The sequence below is a fragment of the Helicobacter sp. NHP19-003 genome (assembly GCF_019703305.1).
GTDB lineage: Bacteria > Campylobacterota > Campylobacteria > Campylobacterales > Helicobacteraceae > Helicobacter > Helicobacter gastrocanis.
Genome location: NZ_AP024814.1, coordinates 1,361,222 through 1,377,705 on the forward strand (window position 1 = coordinate 1,361,222; position 16,484 = coordinate 1,377,705).

General features: G+C 47.9%; 13 protein-coding genes and 1 rRNA gene. 10 read left to right on the forward strand and 4 right to left on the reverse strand.

Annotated features, from left to right (window positions below; all coding sequences use genetic code 11):
• The first annotated feature begins 187 nt into the window (after positions 1–187).
• The 4 genes from groES (at position 188) to K6J72_RS07075 (ending at position 3,851) form a co-directional block, all read left to right on the forward strand.
• Positions 188–532 carry a co-chaperone GroES gene (groES, locus tag K6J72_RS07060; RefSeq protein WP_221279385.1) on the forward strand — a complete coding sequence of 115 codons (345 nt, stop codon included), beginning with the start codon at positions 188–190 and terminating at the stop codon, positions 530–532.
• 49 nt (positions 533–581) lie between these two features.
• Positions 582–2,231 carry a chaperonin GroEL gene (groL, locus tag K6J72_RS07065; protein WP_221279386.1) on the forward strand — a complete coding sequence of 550 codons (1,650 nt, stop codon included), beginning with the start codon at positions 582–584 and terminating at the stop codon, positions 2,229–2,231.
• Positions 2,232–2,299: 68 nt separating this feature from the next.
• The gene (locus K6J72_RS07070; protein WP_221279387.1) at positions 2,300–3,211 is read left to right on the forward strand and encodes a DNA adenine methylase; all 912 of its coding nucleotides are present in this window, start codon (positions 2,300–2,302) and stop codon (positions 3,209–3,211) included.
• A 16-nt stretch (positions 3,212–3,227) separates the two neighbouring features.
• Complete coding sequence (locus tag K6J72_RS07075) at positions 3,228–3,851, forward strand: GIY-YIG nuclease family protein (protein WP_221279388.1); 624 nt, start codon at positions 3,228–3,230, stop codon at positions 3,849–3,851.
• A gap of 100 nt (positions 3,852–3,951) precedes the next feature.
• On the opposite strand, the gene queF is transcribed toward K6J72_RS07075, so the two are convergent.
• The 3 genes from queF to K6J72_RS07090 are packed head-to-tail and all read right to left on the reverse strand — an operon-like array spanning position 3,952 to position 7,377.
• Positions 3,952–4,392: a preQ(1) synthase gene (gene queF, locus K6J72_RS07080; protein ID WP_221279389.1), complete on the reverse strand. Its 441-nt coding sequence runs from the start codon at positions 4,390–4,392 to the stop codon at positions 3,952–3,954.
• Positions 4,385–7,126 (reverse strand): isoleucine--tRNA ligase, encoded by a 2,742-nt coding sequence (ileS, locus tag K6J72_RS07085; protein ID WP_221279390.1) that lies wholly within the window; start codon positions 7,124–7,126, stop codon positions 4,385–4,387. Before ileS ends, queF begins: the two co-directional genes overlap by 8 nt.
• A 2-nt stretch (positions 7,127–7,128) precedes the next feature.
• Positions 7,129–7,377, reverse strand: a complete 249-nt coding sequence (locus K6J72_RS07090; protein ID WP_221279391.1) for an RNA-binding S4 domain-containing protein — start codon at positions 7,375–7,377, stop codon at positions 7,129–7,131.
• Positions 7,378–7,481: 104 nt separating this feature from the next.
• On the opposite strand from K6J72_RS07090, the gene K6J72_RS07095 reads away from it, so the two are divergent.
• The 5 genes from K6J72_RS07095 (at position 7,482) to fusA (ending at position 12,496) form a co-directional block, all read left to right on the forward strand.
• A complete protein-coding gene (locus K6J72_RS07095; RefSeq protein WP_279346960.1) occupies positions 7,482–8,849 on the forward strand; it encodes an FIST signal transduction protein in 1,368 nt (455 codons plus the stop codon).
• Between the two features lie 86 nt (positions 8,850–8,935).
• A complete protein-coding gene (locus K6J72_RS08580; protein WP_279346961.1) occupies positions 8,936–9,436 on the forward strand; it encodes a methyl-accepting chemotaxis protein in 501 nt (166 codons plus the stop codon).
• An 86-nt stretch (positions 9,437–9,522) separates the two neighbouring features.
• A complete protein-coding gene (rpsL, locus tag K6J72_RS07100; protein WP_053827663.1) occupies positions 9,523–9,930 on the forward strand; it encodes a 30S ribosomal protein S12 in 408 nt (135 codons plus the stop codon).
• A gap of 9 nt (positions 9,931–9,939) precedes the next feature.
• The gene (gene rpsG / locus K6J72_RS07105; protein ID WP_221279392.1) at positions 9,940–10,407 is read left to right on the forward strand and encodes a 30S ribosomal protein S7; all 468 of its coding nucleotides are present in this window, start codon (positions 9,940–9,942) and stop codon (positions 10,405–10,407) included.
• Between the two features lie 10 nt (positions 10,408–10,417).
• The gene (gene fusA / locus K6J72_RS07110) at positions 10,418–12,496 is read left to right on the forward strand and encodes an elongation factor G (protein ID WP_221279393.1); all 2,079 of its coding nucleotides are present in this window, start codon (positions 10,418–10,420) and stop codon (positions 12,494–12,496) included.
• Between the two features lie 542 nt (positions 12,497–13,038).
• Here fusA and dcuC read toward each other — a convergent pair.
• Positions 13,039–14,424 (reverse strand): C4-dicarboxylate transporter DcuC, encoded by a 1,386-nt coding sequence (dcuC, locus tag K6J72_RS07115; protein WP_221279394.1) that lies wholly within the window; start codon positions 14,422–14,424, stop codon positions 13,039–13,041.
• 341 nt (positions 14,425–14,765) lie between these two features.
• On the opposite strand from dcuC, the gene K6J72_RS07120 reads away from it, so the two are divergent.
• Positions 14,766–16,265: ribosomal RNA gene (locus tag K6J72_RS07120) — 16S ribosomal RNA — on the forward strand.
• Positions 16,266–16,484: the final 219 nt, after the last annotated feature.

Genomic DNA, 16,484 nt, shown 5'->3' on the forward strand with positions numbered 1-16,484 from the left:
GCGCACAGGGCAACTTAGCCCAAAACTTTACAAACTTAATAGTAGATAACTTTAGCCTTTTACTATCAATTTTCTTAAGTTAAATATTTTAATATTGCCCTAAGCCTTGACTTACTCATAATTTTTAGCTAAAATCGTGGCACTTAAATTTTTTAAGTGCTAATTTTCGTAACTTGAGGAGATCACAATGTTTAAACCGTTAGGTGAAAGAGTTCTAGTTGAAAGACTAGAGGAAGAAAAGAAAACCGCTTCAGGGATCATCATCCCCGACAACGCTAAAGAAAAACCCCAAATGGGCGTGGTGAAAGCCGTGAGCCACAAAATCAGCGAAGATTGTAAGTGTCTCAAAGAGGGCGATGTCGTGGCTTTTGGCAAATACAAAGGCACTGAAATCGTTTTAGGCGGGAAAGAGTTCATGGTCTTAGAGTTAGAAGATGTACTGGGCGTGGTCGATTCTTGCTGCCACGGACACGACCATAAAGATCACAAGGGCGATCACAAACACGAGGGCAATTGCTGCCACAACCACTAAAAGAGTGGAACACCCAAGCATTTAAAAATTTGATAAAGGAAAACAAGAAATGGCAACCAAAGAAATTAAATTTGCAGACACTGCACGCAACAAACTTTTTGAAGGCGTGAAACAACTCCACGATGCCGTGAAAGTCACGATGGGGCCCCGTGGGCGCAATGTATTGATCCAAAAAAGCTATGGCGCGCCTAGCATCACTAAAGATGGCGTGAGCGTGGCTAAGGAAATTGAACTAGCTTGCCCTGTAGCCAATATGGGCGCACAACTGGTTAAAGAAGTGGCGAGCAAAACCGCCGATGCCGCTGGCGATGGCACAACCACGGCCACCGTGCTCGCTTACAGCATTTTCAAAGAGGGCTTACGCAACATCACTGCAGGGGCTAATCCCATTGAAATCAAAAGGGGCATGGACAAAGCCAGCGAGGCGATCATTGCTGAACTTAAAAAAGCGAGCAAGAAAGTGGGTGGCAAGGAGGAAATCACCCAAGTGGCGACCATCTCCGCCAACTCCGATGAAAAAATCGGCAAGCTCATCGCCGATGCGATGGAAAAAGTCGGCAAAGATGGTGTGATCACCGTAGAAGAAGCCAAAGGGATCGAAGACGAATTAGATGTGGTTGAGGGCATGCAATTTGACCGCGGCTATCTCTCCCCCTATTTTGTTACAAATGCCGAAAAAATGACCACCCAGCTAGAAAATGCCTACATTCTTTTGACGGATAAAAAAATCTCTAGCATGAAAGACATTTTGCCTCTGCTTGAACGCACCATGAAAGAGGGCAAACCCCTTTTGATCATCGCTGAGGACATTGAGGGCGAAGCGCTCACAACTTTGGTGGTGAATAAACTAAGGGGCGTGCTCAATGTCGCCGCTGTGAAAGCCCCCGGCTTTGGCGATCGCCGCAAAGAAATGCTCAAAGACATTGCAGTTTTGACCGGCGGGCAAGTGATCTCTGAGGAACTTGGCAAAACCCTAGAAAACGCCGATGCAAGCGATCTAGGTGTAGCAGCACGCATTGTGATCGACAAAGACAACACCACGATTGTAGATGGCAAGGGCAAAGCCCACGATGTCAAAGATCGCATCGCTCAAATCAAAACCCAAATCGAATCCACCACCAGCGACTACGATAAAGAAAAACTCCAAGAACGCTTGGCAAAACTCAGCGGTGGCGTGGCGGTGATTAAAGTCGGCGCGGCTTCTGAAGTGGAAATGAAAGAGAAGAAAGATCGCGTAGATGACGCACTCTCTGCCACTAAAGCGGCCGTAGAAGAGGGCATCGTGATCGGTGGGGGTGCGGCCCTGATTCGTGCGGCGCAAAAAGTGCATTTACACCTAGAGGGCGATGAAAAAGTGGGCTATGAAATCATCATGCGTGCCATCAAAGCCCCCTTAGCCCAAATTGCGGCCAATGCGGGCTATGATCGTGGCGTGGTGGTCAATGAAGTGGAAAAACACAAAGAGGCGCATTTTGGCTTTAATGCCAGCAATGGAGAGTATGTGGATATGTTTAAAGCGGGGATCATTGACCCCCTTAAAGTGGCGCGCATTGCCTTGCAAAACGCCGTGTCTGTCTCTAGCTTGCTCTTAACCACCGAAGCCACCGTGCACGAAGTCAAAGAAGACAAACCTGCTTCTCCTGCCATGCCTGATATGGGAGGCATGGGCGGCATGGGAGGCATGGGCGGCATGATGTAGCCCTTGCCTTTGCTTTTTGCCTTTTTAGAAGGGGGCTGGAGGGGGGCAATTCACTTAGGTGGCACGCTTTGCACCAACTTAAAAAATCGCATTTCTTAGAAAATCTCAAATCTCAAAAATTACGCTACAAACGCTACACCAAAAGCCCCTTGCGCTATGGTGGGGGGAAGTCTTTGGCGGTGGGCTTGATCTTAGAGCACATGCCAACAAATGTCAAAAGAGTCATCAGCCCCTTCATGGGTGGGGGGAGTGTGGAGATCGCTTGCGCCACTGAATTAGGCTTAGAGGTGTTGGCGTTTGACATTTTTGATATTTTGGTGAATTTTTGGCAAGTACTTTTGGCAGATAGAGAGCACCTTTATACCGCCCTGCTTGCCCTAAAACCCACCCAAGAAACCTACAACACCATTAAAGTCGAACTCAAGGCACATTATAAAAAAGAGTGCGTGCTCGACCCGCTCACTTTAGCAAGGGATTATTATTTTAACTTCAACTTAAGTTATGGTCCCGGATTTTTAGGCTGGATGAGCAAGATTTACACAGAGTCCAAACGCTACCACAACGCCCTAACCAAGTTAAAGAACTTCAGTGCCCCCACTTTGAGTGTGCAATGTGCGGACTTTGCCCAGGTGTTGTTGGCTTACCCCGATGACTTTGCCTATTTAGACCCGCCCTACTTCTTAGAGGGGGATTCTAAGATGTTTAGGGGGATTTATCCCATGCGCAACTTCCCCATCCACCATAATGGCTTTGCCCACAACACATTAGCCCAAATGCTTAAAGAGCGTCCGGGACCTTTTATTTTGAGTTACAATGATTGCGCTTTTGTGCGTGAAACCTACAAAGATTTTAAGATTGTAGAACTTGCTTGGCAATACACGATGGGGCAGGGGGAGACGAGGATGGGTAAAAACCGCTTAGAGCGGGGCGATGAGGGATATGTGAAAAAATCCCATGAGCTTTTGATCATTAAGGAATGATCATTAAGGAATGAGCATGCACATTTCAAAAGTGAAAACAGCCTTCAAAATTGCAGATGTAGAGCTTGTACCCCACAACAGAAGACTTAATTTTAATTACCTTAAAGAATTGAAAGATGAAAACCACAACCCCCTACCCCAAAGCCTTTTGACGAAAAATGTCGCCCGGGTGTATTTGATTGTTGTGGATGGAGTCATTAAAAAAATTGGAGGTTCGCAAGACAAAGGGGGGATTAAGCGCACTTTACACATTTATAGAGACGGGGGCGTGAAAGGACGGCCTAGCATTAGGAGTTTTGGGATTTGGTATTTTCTTTACCACACGATTTTATCGGGCAAAAAAATAGAGTTCTACATGATTTACCAAGATAATTTTAAAGCTGATGTAAAAGGCTTATTCAGTTTACATGGGGTGCCTGAAGCTTCTATTAACTATAAATTTTTAGAAAATGCGTGTTTGTTGGATCACCACAAGATGATGGGAGATTACCCCGAGTGGAATGTCCAAGAACAGGGTAAGGATTGGCCCAGCGAGATTAAAGATGCCCACGCCCGCCTTTTACAAAACGCCCAAACTAGAAAAAAGAAAGTAAAAAGGGGAGCGGTACAAATCTCTAAAAACACAGAGAGGGGAGATTAAAGCGGAGGTGCGGTGCTGATTTATTCACAAGTCTAACCCTTTTGGTTTTTAAACCCTCATATGACTCCTTGCTATGGTCATTATTTTGGCCCTTAACCCCTTAGTATTTTACGAGCCTTTGCTGTTTTAAATCTGCATAATCTGGCATGGCGTAATTGGCAAAAGGCTCTAAAGCGATGCTCCCTCTTTTAGTGAATTTGGCTAGAACTTCTAGGTATTTGGGCTCAAGCAAGGCGACCAAGTCGTTTAAAATCTTACCCACGCAATCCTCCCCAAACATCCCCTCATTGCGGAAACTGAAAAGATAGAGTTTGAGCGATTTGCTCTCGACCATTTTAGCCCCTGCAATGTAGTTGATATAAATCGTGGCAAAGTCGGGCTGGGCGGTGATCGGGCATAGGCTCGTGAACTCTGCACTCACTAGACGGGTGAAAATGTCTAAATTTGGGTGTGGATTAATAAAAGCCTCTAGGAGCGCGGGGTCGTATTTGTCAATGTAGGGGGTCTTAGCCCCTAAGTGGTGCAAGTTGTAACTAGGCATTTAGTACCTCAACACAACGCTGGCAAGGTTCTAGCGCGCTTGGGCTTGTAAATTGCCAACAACGGGGGCATTTGTGCTGGCTGGCCTTGTAGAGCGTGAAGGCTGGAGTGTCTAAGAGGGCGTTTTCTTGTGGCGGACACACGCTAGACACCATCAGCCACTCGGCGTAATGCTTAAAGCCATCGGGTTCTTTTAAGTGGATTTCTAGCTCTAAAGAAGTTTTAACTTGTTTGTCTTTTTTAAGGCTATCTAAGGCTTCGCTAAAAAGGGTGCGTAGGTGCAAGGGGGTTTTGAATTCTTCAAGTAAGGCGTTATTAGGGTGCAACGCGGGCTTTTTCAAGTCAAAGACACTATCCCCACTGAGCGCCACTTCTTTAAACAGAGGGCTAGCGTGGCTGAAGACTTCTTCAATGGTGTAGGTCAAAACGGGGGCTAGAGTGAAGCTTAATTGGTGCGCTATGTGCAACATCGCTGTTTGTATCCCCCGTCTTTTGGGGCTGTCTTTGCCATCGCAATACAAGCTGTCCTTGCAAATGTCTAAATAAATGCCGCTGAGTTCATTAGCGATGAAGGCTAAGAGTTTTTGTAAACCCTTGACAAAGTCGTACGCTTGAAAATGCGCCTGCACTTGGTTAAAGACCTGCGTACTTTGGGCTAAAATCCATGCATCTAGGGGGTTTAGGGGGCTTAAACTCTCTAAATCTGCCATGTTTGCAAGCAAGAAGCGCAAGGTGTTGCGGATTTTTTTATAGCTCTCGGCGGTTTGTTTAAAGAAAGCATCGCTCACACTTAGGTCGTTTTGATAATCGTTGAGCACTACCCACAAGCGCAAAATGTCGCTGCCATAGGTGTTTAGGATATGCTCCAAGGAGATCACATTGCCCTTAGACTTACTCATCTTATGCCCCTTCTCATCGACCGTGAAGCCATGCGTCAAAACACCCTTGAAGGGGGCTTTGGAGTGGGCAATACAGCCTAGGAGCAAGGAACTTTGAAACCACCCCCTGTGCTGGTCGCTCCCCTCAAGCACTACATCGCTTGGGAATAATTTGAGCCGTTCTTCGCACACTGCTTTAAAGGTGCTGCCGCTGTCAAACCACACATCCAAAATGTGCGTGTTTTTCTCTAACCTAGGGGCTAGGTGCTTGGAGTTTTCGGGCAATAAATCGGCAATGTCCGCCTCCCACCACGCATTGCACCCCTTTTTGGCAAAGATGTTTTTAATATGCTCCAAAATGGCGGGCTCAAGCAGAGGTTCTTGGCTCTCTTTGTCTAAGAAAAACGCCATCGGTACGCCCCAGCTTCTTTGGCGCGACACACACCAGTCGGGGCGCTGCTCGATCATCGCCCTTAGGCGGTTTTTACCCTGTGGGGGCGCAAATTGCACACCCTCAATCGCCTCTAAAGCGACCTCTCTTAAGGTCTTCTTGCTCCCATCGGGCTGCAAAAAAGGCTCGTCCATGAGGATAAACCATTGCGTGGTCGCCCGAAATAAAATGGGCTCGTGGCTACGCCAACAGTGGGGATAGGAGTGCGTGATGATGCTGTGGTGCAAGAGGTGCTCGCCGAGCAGCTCTAGGATTTTTGGCTGGATTTTTAGCACATGCGCACCTAAGAACTCTGGGGGCAACAGCTTTTTATCCAAAATCTCTTGGTCGTAACAGCCCCGATCATCTACGGGCATCAGCACTTCTAAACCATAATCTAGCCCCAGAAAATAGTCCTCCTCCCCATGCCCGGGGGCGGTGTGCACCGCTCCGCTGCCCTCTTCTAAGCTCACATGTCCACCCAGCACCACCAAAGAAGTACGCCCATTTAGCGGGTTCAGTGCTTCTTGCCTTTCCAAAAGATTGCTTTCAAAGCTCCCCACAATCTCGCCTTTTAAAATCCCCTTTGCTAAGAGTTTGGGGGCAAGCTCCAAAGCAACGATTTGCCCTGCTGAAGTGATGGCGTAAGTGGTTTTGGGCTTTAGGGCGATGGCGGCATTGGCGGGCAAGGTCCAAGGCGTGGTGGTCCAAATCACCAAAGAAAAATCTGTCGGGATTTGCTCTACGCTAAAATGCGCCTCTTTGGCTAAAAATGCGGCACTCTTAGGGTCTAAATTGAAGGCGACAAAGATGGAATCCGACTGCTTGTCTTGGTACTCCACCTCAGCCTCAGCCAACGCACTTTGGCACGCCCAGCTCCAGTACACGGGCTTAAAGCGTTGCTTGAGTAGCCCCTTTTGCGCCACGATGCAGAGCATGTCGTAAATGCTCGCCTCAAAAGCGTGCTCTAAAGTTTCATAGGGGTGGTTATAATCGCCCACCACGCCCAGCTGCAAAAACTCGTCCCTCTGTATGTCAATGAATTTTCTTGCGTGGTTGTAGCAACGGTTGCGGAACTTCAGAACTTGGCTTTTGTCCTTAAACTCTTTCTCCACTTGTTGCTCGATGGGTAAGCCATGGCAATCCCAACCGGGGGTGTAATCTATGGCGAAGCCTGCAAAATAGCGGTGTTTCACCACAACATCTTTTAGGATTTTATTTAGGGCATGTCCGATATGCAAATGCCCGTTGGCGTAGGGGGGTCCATCGTGCAGATTAAAGCTTGCCTGTCCCTTGCGTTTGGCTTGCATGTGTGCATACACGCCCTCCTCCTGCCATTTGGCATAAACTTTTGGGGCGTTTTGGCCCAAATTCGCCCGCATGGGGAAAGTGGTTGTGGGTAAAATTAGGGTATCTTTGTAGTCCATGTTTAATCCAAACTTTTGATGTATAAGTGGCTTTGGGCTTTGGGGATGGTTTTTAGACTGGGGATCGCCAAGACCTCGTAGCGTCTGACCTGCTCTAGGTAAGTGATGGTGATGGTGTCCCCGACTTTGACCTCTTTGCTCGGCTTGACCTTCAGTCCATTCAAGGCGACCACACCTTCGTTTAACATGTCTAGTGCAATGGCACGCCTTTTGGTGATGTTCGTGGCATTTAAAAATTTATCGATACGCATTTTCTCATTCTAGCAGGCTGTGGCTAAAAATGGGCTTTTGCGCCCTGTAGAGCATAATAATTTGAAAGGCTTTATGGTAAAATAGGTGTTTTAGGAGCACTTGCATGTTATTTAAATGGACTTCTCCAAAAAGAGCCAAAGATACAAGCCCCAAAAGCACTCAACTCACCCTAGCTCCTGCAGATTTGTCTAAAGCACGGCTGCAGGGCACCCTGCTCTTAGCCTTTGTGCCTGCCAATTTGGATTTTAATGCCATTGTACGCACCCTTGAGAGCCAATTTGGCCATATCCCCGTGCGCTTTGCAATCCAAACAGCTGGACAAATCGGGGGGTCTAGCACGGACTTTTACAACCTACAGAGCTCTGAACACATCCTACTGCATGTGTTGGGTGAGGATTTGTTTGAGAGTGTAGAGGTTTTTATGGTGGACACCCTTTGTGCTGACCTACAAAGAGGGCAGATTTCTATGGACTTGCCCACCCGCAAACAAAAACTTAAAGAGTCGATCGAAAAACAAGTGTCTCCACAAATGCATGTGCGCCCTGCAGACACCTTTATTTTGAGCTACTTCCCGGGGCTCACTGCTTCAGAAAGTTTCTTTTTAGAGGCCTTTGTCAACGCAGATGTGCCCTTAACCAACCTAGTGGGTGGGAGTGCGGGAGGTAAACTAGACTTCAAAGAAGCGAACTTAGCCCTCAATGGCAAAATCAGTGCCACAGAGGCGGTGTTGGTGTATTGCAAATTAGCCCCTGGATACAATTACGACATTTTCACCACGCATAATTTTGAAAAAACCCAAACTTCTTTTCTGATTGGGGAGTGTAGCCCTGAGTTGCGCATTGTCAAGTCCTTTTTAATCGATAACCAACTAGTGAATGCGGTGGATGCTCTTTGCGCGCATTTCCACTGCACCCCAGAGAATCTATCCAAAAGCCTAGAGGGCTACACTTTTGCCGTAGAGGTGGGTAAACAACTTTATATCCGCTCTGTGGGGACATTCAACCCCGATAAAAGCATTTTGTTTTTCTGTGATCTGTACTTTGGCGAAACTCTGCACCTTGTCAAGGCCACAAATTTTATTAAAAACACCATGCAAGGCTATGCGCAATTTTCTAGGGGGCGCAAGGCTGTGGCGATTTTAGCCAACGACTGTATTTTGCGCCGGGCGAACAACCAGCAGAGTTTGGCGCAATTTAGTGCCTTTGACACCTGTCCTATCAGCGGGTTTTCCACCTTTGGAGAGGTGTCCGACAACTTGCACCAAAACCAAACCCTCGCGGCGCTGTGTATCTTTGAGGGCACACCTAGAAGAAGCGCTTTTAAAGATTTTTTCACCCATTTTAGAGGCACGCTCAACTATTACGAACAGATCAAAGCCAACCGGTTGCAAAAGACCATTGCCATTAAAAATGCCCTGTTGGAGCAATACCAAGGTTACAACCAAATTGTGGGGGCAAACAACACCTATTAAAGGAAATCGCCCTGAAGGCGACTACCAACAATGGGCATGTCAGTGCGGTTAAGCAGGAGGCTTTAAAACTACAAAACTCTATGGCGATGCTTAAAGAACTCTCTAACAGCTTATCGCTCACTGTGAGCACCATCGACGGCAACATTGCTAAAGTGTCTGAGGCGCTAAAGAAGATCGATCGGGTGTCTTACCAAACGAACTTACTTGCCCTCAATGCGGCCATTGAGGCAGCCAGAGCTGGCCAGCACGGTCGTGGCTTTGCTGTGGTCGCCGATGAAGTGGGGAACTTGGCCAATGACGTGCAGCAGAGATTAGAGGAAATCGGGGCAACTTTCACTTCCATGAACGAAGCGGTGAAAAAGATCGATGGTTCTTCCAAAGCAGTCTTGGACTCGGCTAATGAGAACAATATGAGTTTAGACGCATTGAGTAAAGTCATGACAGCTTTGCAAGATCAATCGCAAGAGATGGAGCAAATGGCACAAGAGAGTTTGCAAGATTTGGAGCGCATCCAAGGGCAAATTGAAGATATCAAAGCCCACATCAACGCCAACCAAGATTTAATCTGCAAGCTCAACCTCGCTTAAAAATGCTTTTATAGCTAAGACGCATTAAAGATTTTTTAGGTTATAATAACCCCTTTATCATGCAAAAATTACGATAAAGGACGAGAGTGCCAACTATAAACCAGCTCATCAGGAAGGAAAGGAAAAAAATCCTTAAGAAAACCAAGTCCCCCGCCTTGGTTGAGTGCCCCCAAAGAAGGGGGGTTTGCACACGGGTTTACACCACCACCCCTAAAAAACCTAACTCCGCTCTAAGAAAAGTCGCCAAAGTCCGTTTGACCAGCAAATTTGAAGTGATCAGCTACATCCCCGGAGAGGGGCATAACTTGCAAGAACACTCCATCGTGCTTGTGCGTGGCGGACGGGTGAAAGACTTGCCCGGGGTGAAATACCACATCGTGCGTGGTGCGCTAGACACGGCTGGGGTGAATAAACGCACCGTTTCACGCAGTAAGTACGGGGCGAAAAAAGCCAAAGCCGGAGCTGCAGCCGGGGCTGAAAAGAAGAAAAAGTAAAGGGAAGAGATGAGAAGAAAACGAGCACCCATTAGGGAAGTTTTGGGCGATCCTGTCTATGACAGCAAGGTTGTTACGAAGTTCATCAACAAAATGATGTATGACGGCAAACGCAGCGTGGCAGAAAAAATCATTTACGCCGCCTTGAATAAAATTGAGGAAAAGAGCGGAGAAAAGGGCATTGAAGTCTTTGAAAAGGCGTTAGAAAATGTCAAACCCTTAGTGGAAGTGCGCTCCCGCCGTGTGGGGGGGGCGACTTACCAAGTCCCCGTAGAAGTGCGCCCCGCAAGGCAACAATCCCTCTCCATCCGCTGGATTTTAGAGGCGACCAGAAAACGCAACGAGCGCATGATGGTGGATAAACTTGCTAATGAGCTGATGGACGCGTCTAGCGACAAAGGGGCGGCGTTTAAGAAGAAAGAGGACATCCATAAAATGGCAGAGGCAAACAAAGCCTTCGCCCATTACCGCTGGTAGGGAGCATTAAATGGCACGCAAAACCCCTTTAGAAAAAATTAGAAACATCGGCATCGCCGCCCACATCGATGCGGGCAAAACCACGACCTCCGAGCGGATTTTGTTTTATACGGGCGTGAGTCACAAAATCGGCGAGGTGCATGACGGGGCCGCCACGATGGACTGGATGGAGCAAGAGAAAGAAAGAGGGATCACCATCACCTCCGCAGCGACCACTTGCTTTTGGAAAGACCACCAAATCAACTTGATCGACACCCCCGGGCATGTGGATTTCACCATTGAAGTGGAACGCTCCATGCGTGTGCTAGACGGGGCTGTGGGCGTGTTCTGTTCTGTGGGTGGGGTGCAACCCCAAAGCGAAACCGTGTGGCGGCAAGCGAATAAATACGGCGTGCCCCGCATTGTATTTGTGAATAAAATGGACCGCATTGGGGCAAATTTCTACAATGTGGAAAACCAAATTCGAGAACGCCTTAAAGCCAACCCCGTGCCCATCAACATCCCCATCGGGGCAGAGGATACCTTCATCGGTGTGGTTGATTTAGTTGCCATGAAAGCGATCATTTGGAACAATGAGGCGATGGGGGCAAAATACGATGTCCAAGAGATTCCTAGCGACTTGCAAGCCAAAGCCCAAGAATACCGCGACAAACTCTTAGAAGCGGTCGCTGAGCAAGACGAAGCCTTGATGGAAAAATATTTAGCCGGCGAGACACTCAGCGAGGAAGAGATCAAAAAGGGCATTAAAACCGGGTGCTTGAACATGTCCTTAATCCCCATGCTCTGTGGCTCTTCCTTTAAAAATAAAGGCGTACAAACTCTCTTAGACGCGGTCATTGACTACCTACCCGCCCCCACAGAAGTTGCCGACATTAAGGGCGTGGATCCTAAAAGCGAGGAAGAAGTCCATGTGCAAAGTGGCGATGCGGGGGAATTTGCGGGGCTTGCCTTTAAAATCATGACCGACCCCTTCGTGGGGCAACTCACCTTTGTGCGGGTGTATCGGGGCAATTTAGAATCGGGCAGTTACATCTACAACTCCACCAAGGACAAAAAAGAACGCGTGGGGCGGCTCTTAAAAATGCACTCCAACAAACGAGAGGATATTAAAGAGGTCTATGCCGGCGAAATTTGTGCCTTTGTGGGCTTGAAAGACACGCTCACCGGCGACACCCTTTGCAGTGAAAAAGACCCCGTGATCTTAGAGCGCATGGAATTTCCTGAACCTGTGATCCACATCGCTGTAGAACCCAAAACCAAGGCTGATCAAGAAAAAATGGGCGTGGCTTTGGGCAAACTCGCTGAGGAAGACCCCAGCTTTAGGGTGATGACCCAAGAAGAAACGGGGCAAACTCTGATCGGCGGTATGGGCGAATTGCACCTAGAAATCATCGTGGATCGTTTGAAACGAGAATTTAAGGTGGAGGCAGAGGTAGGCCAACCCCAAGTCGCCTTTAGAGAAACCATTAGAAGCGCGGTGCAAAAAGAGCACAAATACGCCAAACAATCCGGCGGACGAGGGCAATACGGGCATGTCTTCATCAAGCTTGAGCCCAAAGAACCGGGCACGGGTTATGAGTTTGTCAATGAGATCAGCGGGGGCGTGATCCCCAAGGAATATATCCCTGCTGTGGATAAGGGCATCCAAGAGGCGATGCAAAGCGGGGTACTTGCCGGTTATCCTGTCGTGGATTTTAAAGTTACCTTGTATGATGGCAGTTACCACGAAGTGGATTCTTCTGAAATGGCGTTTAAAATCGCTGGCTCTATGGCGTTTAAAGAGGCCTGCCGTGCAGCCAACCCTGTGCTTTTAGAGCCCATGATGAAGGTGGAAGTGGAAGTGCCCGAAGAGTATATGGGCGATGTGATCGGGGATTTGAACCGCCGCAGAGGGCAAATCAACGCCATGGACGACCGCTTAGGGCTTAAAATCGTCAATGCCTTTGTGCCCTTAGTGGAAATGTTTGGCTACTCCACCGACCTACGCTCTGCCACACAAGGGCGGGGGACTTACTCTATGGAGTTCGACCACTACGGCGAAGTCCCCGCTAACATCGCTAAGGAAATTGTGGAGAAACGCAAGGGTTAGAAACATCAAGACAAAATCTATAAAATTATATAAAATACTATAAGTTTTTTATAGGTTTATTCTTGCCACAAAAGCCCGAAATTTTGCTAAAAAATAGGCGTTGCCTTTAGTAGGTAGAGTTCCTACCGAATTAACGCCTACGGACATGCGAAAAGCCAAACACTCGAAAACCAAGAGCGTGGCAGGCATGGTTGAACTAGGAATACAGCAGAAATTCTAGCTTTGTAGAATTTTACAAAGTTTTATAGGATTTTATAGGTCTGTAAGAACGGTAGCATAGCACATTGAGCTTGAGCGCGCCAGCACCCTAAGCCGCTCTTTGTGGTTTTTAAGTGGCCGCCATCATCCACTCTTTTACGACCGAATGTAAGGCAAAAGTGCCGGAGCGGAGCGTAGTGCGCAATCTACATGCACCTTCCTCAAAGTGGGATACGGGCTTGGACCAAACCCCAAGTGGAGGTATCAGCGAGGCTCAACCTACTCGAAATGGACTTAAACCAGCATGAAATGCATTTAGTGCGCCAAATGCTCCTTGTACAATCTTAAGCCACCAGCACCACACCTACGGCTAAATTCACCCCCATACCAACAAGCAATAAAGGATAAGTGCGCTTGATGATTTCTAGGGGTGCGAGTTTGGCAAAGCCGGCTAAAGCCAAAATCCCTCCGGCGATGGGCGAGCTAGCCCGCCCCAAACAAGAGGCGATCTCTAGGGGCAAAACTAAGTTAATGGGTTCTATTCCCATTTTTAGGGCGATGTCGGGGGCTAAACGCCCAAAGGCGTTAAAGGCAGCAATCCCACTGCCCATCACCACCGCAAAGCCATAGACCATGAACGCCAAAAGAGCCATCACAAGCCCTACGACCCACAAGCCCCCGTGCCCTTGCAAGCTCCCCAAACTTTGGGTTAAAAGCGCAATCCCGCCCAAGCTCTTAAGCCCTGTGGCAAAGACACTTGCAGCGATGATTATGCTCACCACGCTCACAAAAATCTCCCCCATCGCTTGCAAAATCGCTGCCATTCCAGCCCCTAGCCTTTTAGCATCTCTATAACGGATAAACTCCACAAGGAAGACCACTGCAATGCTGATGAAATTTGCGCTCACCACATCTAATTTGACCCCCATAAAATACCCCCAAAAGAGCAAGAACACGGGAAACCACGGGAACAAAATATAAAAACTCGGGCATGGGGGGTTTGTGATCTCTAAGTTTTCTATGGGGGCGCATAGGCGGTTTTTAGCCAAGTCGTTTTTGTCTATCCATGCAAAGTAAAAAGGGATCAAAAGAGCGATCACAGTCGTGTAAGAAAGCACCACCCACACTTGATGGTGCAAGAAAAGCCCCACGATGTTGTCCTTTTGCTCCACCATGTCCGCCATGTTGATAGTGTTACCATCTTTGGGGCCATAATCTAGGGCAATCAGTGAGAGCACGCACACGGCGGTGATGGGGCGGATTTTTAGCGCAAGTAGTACGGGGTAAATGCACGCTAAGAGCAAGAGCAAAAGCCCCGTGTAGCTAGAGATCACAATCTTTAAGCCCATGCCCACGACAAAAGTCCCGCTTAAGACTAAATATTTATTGCGGATTTTGCTAAGGGGGCGGTTGCTTAGGTAGGCGAGTTTGGCGGAGGCCTGTATGTGCTTCATGTAGGCAGCAAAACCCGCCACGCTCATGATGATGAGCCCTACACCACCAAGCTGCCTTTTAAAGGTGAAGGCGATGAAGGCAAAAGCGTTTAAGAGAAGCTGCCCGAAGTTATGCGCCGGTGGGGTGTTTGGGATAGCTGTGCCTGTGAGGTAATGCCCCACGAGCAACAACACCAAACCGGCACACAAAAACACAAAAATCGGGTGCTGTTTTCTAAGGATATAGTAAAAAGTTACTCCCACCGCCAAAAGGGTCGCCCCGATCATTGTCGACATGTTGTGCCTTTTTGCTAAAGTTTAACCCATTTGGGGGTAAAAATGATAAATTTTTGGGAGGGTTAGTTTTGTCTAACACTCCATGGATACTTTAAGCCCCCCTTAAGCTTTAAAATCCTATAATCGCGTTTTGCCAAAGTTAAAGCCCTTAAAAAGCTGAAACGCAAGCGCAATGTTCTTTGACATTTAAGCAAGAGAGTCTTGAAGCCAAATTTGTTTTTGCATTTTGTTTTTGGCTTTAAAGAACTCTAGTTTTTGACACAACTTGTCTATAACAGAGTAATCTTGTGTGCTTGTAGAGAAATCTATCAAGCACAGAGCCAGTTTAGGATAAACTTAACTTTATGGAGAGTTTGATCCTGGCTCAGAGTGAACGCTGGCGGCGTGCCTAATACATGCAAGTCGAACGATGAAGCCTAGCTTGCTAGGCGGATTAGTGGCGCACGGGTGAGTAACGCATAGATGACATGCCCTTTAGTTTGGGATAGCCACTAGAAATGGTGATTAATACCAAATACCACCCTATGGGGGAAAGATTCATCGCTAAAGGATTGGTCTATGTCCTATCAGCTTGTTGGCGGGGTAAGAGCCCACCAAGGCAATGACGGGTATCCGGCCTGAGAGGGTGAACGGACACACTGGAACTGAGACACGGTCCAGACTCCTACGGGAGGCAGCAGTAGGGAATATTGCTCAATGGGCGCAAGCCTGAAGCAGCAACGCCGCGTGGAGGATGAAGGTTTTAGGATTGTAAACTCCTTTTGTGAGAGAAGATAATGACGGTATCTCACGAATAAGCACCGGCTAACTCCGTGCCAGCAGCCGCGGTAATACGGAGGGTGCAAGCGTTACTCGGAATCACTGGGCGTAAAGAGTGCGTAGGCGGGGTTGTAAGTCAGGTGTGAAATCCTATGGCTTAACCATAGAACTGCATTTGAAACTACAACTCTGGAGTGTGGGAGAGGTAGGTGGAATTCTTGGTGTAGGGGTAAAATCCGTAGAGATCAAGAGGAATACTCATTGCGAAGGCGACCTGCTGGAACAATACTGACGCTGATTGCACGAAAGCGTGGGGAGCAAACAGGATTAGATACCCTGGTAGTCCACGCCCTAAACGATGGATGCTAGTTGTTGGGGGGCTTTGTCCCCCCAGTAATGCAGCTAACGCCTTAAGCATCCCGCCTGGGGAGTACGGTCGCAAGATTAAAACTCAAAGGAATAGACGGGGACCCGCACAAGCGGTGGAGCATGTGGTTTAATTCGAAGATACACGAAGAACCTTACCTAGGCTTGACATTGAAGGAATCTGCTAGAAATAGCGGAGTGTCTAGCTTGCTAGACCCTGAAAACAGGTGCTGCACGGCTGTCGTCAGCTCGTGTCGTGAGATGTTGGGTTAAGTCCCGCAACGAGCGCAACCCTCTTTCTTAGTTGCTAACAGGTTAAGCTGAGCTCTCTAAGAAGACTGCCTGCGTAAGCAGGAGGAAGGTGAGGACGACGTCAAGTCATCATGGCCCTTACGCCTAGGGCTACACACGTGCTACAATGGGGCGCACAAAGAGATGCAATGCCGCGAGGTTGAGCCAATCTTAAAAACGCCTCTCAGTTCGGATTGTAGGCTGCAACTCGCCTGCATGAAGCTGGAATCGCTAGTAATCGCAAATCAGCCATGTTGCGGTGAATACGTTCCCGGGTCTTGTACTCACCGCCCGTCACACCATGGGAGTTGTGTTTGCCTTAAGTCAGGATGCTAAAGCAGCTACTGCCCACGGCACACACAGCGACTGGGGTGAAGTCGTAACAAGGTAACCGTAGGTGAACCTGCGGTTGGATCACCTCCTTTCTTAGAGAAACCCTTTAAGACTTCGTTGTCTTAGAGCAGGCTCAAGGCTCTCTTGCTTAGGTGTTAGAGGATGTTTTGAATTCCCTTTTTTAAGTCCCCCTTTAGGATTTCCCAATTGTAGATGAGGGTATCCCTACAGCTTTAAAAAAATTCATTGACTTTTTTCTCACCCGTTTTTGTTAAGATCCGAATCTCTCATTTTGAAGATGATGGAGGCTT

Coding starts and splice junctions, on each gene's coding strand:
- groES (WP_221279385.1), top strand. CDS start 188: ATGTTTAAACCGTTAGGTGAAAGAGTTCTAGTTGAAAGACTAGAGGAA.
- groL (WP_221279386.1), top strand. CDS start 582: ATGGCAACCAAAGAAATTAAATTTGCAGACACTGCACGCAACAAACTT.
- K6J72_RS07075 (WP_221279388.1), top strand. CDS start 3,228: ATGCACATTTCAAAAGTGAAAACAGCCTTCAAAATTGCAGATGTAGAG.
- queF (WP_221279389.1), bottom strand. CDS start 4,392: ATGCCTAGTTACAACTTGCACCACTTAGGGGCTAAGACCCCCTACATT.
- ileS (WP_221279390.1), bottom strand. CDS start 7,126: ATGGACTACAAAGATACCCTAATTTTACCCACAACCACTTTCCCCATG.
- K6J72_RS07090 (WP_221279391.1), bottom strand. CDS start 7,377: ATGCGTATCGATAAATTTTTAAATGCCACGAACATCACCAAAAGGCGT.
- K6J72_RS07095 (WP_279346960.1), top strand. CDS start 7,482: ATGTTATTTAAATGGACTTCTCCAAAAAGAGCCAAAGATACAAGCCCC.
- K6J72_RS08580 (WP_279346961.1), top strand. CDS start 8,936: ATGCTTAAAGAACTCTCTAACAGCTTATCGCTCACTGTGAGCACCATC.
- rpsG (WP_221279392.1), top strand. CDS start 9,940: ATGAGAAGAAAACGAGCACCCATTAGGGAAGTTTTGGGCGATCCTGTC.
- fusA (WP_221279393.1), top strand. CDS start 10,418: ATGGCACGCAAAACCCCTTTAGAAAAAATTAGAAACATCGGCATCGCC.
- dcuC (WP_221279394.1), bottom strand. CDS start 14,424: ATGTCGACAATGATCGGGGCGACCCTTTTGGCGGTGGGAGTAACTTTT.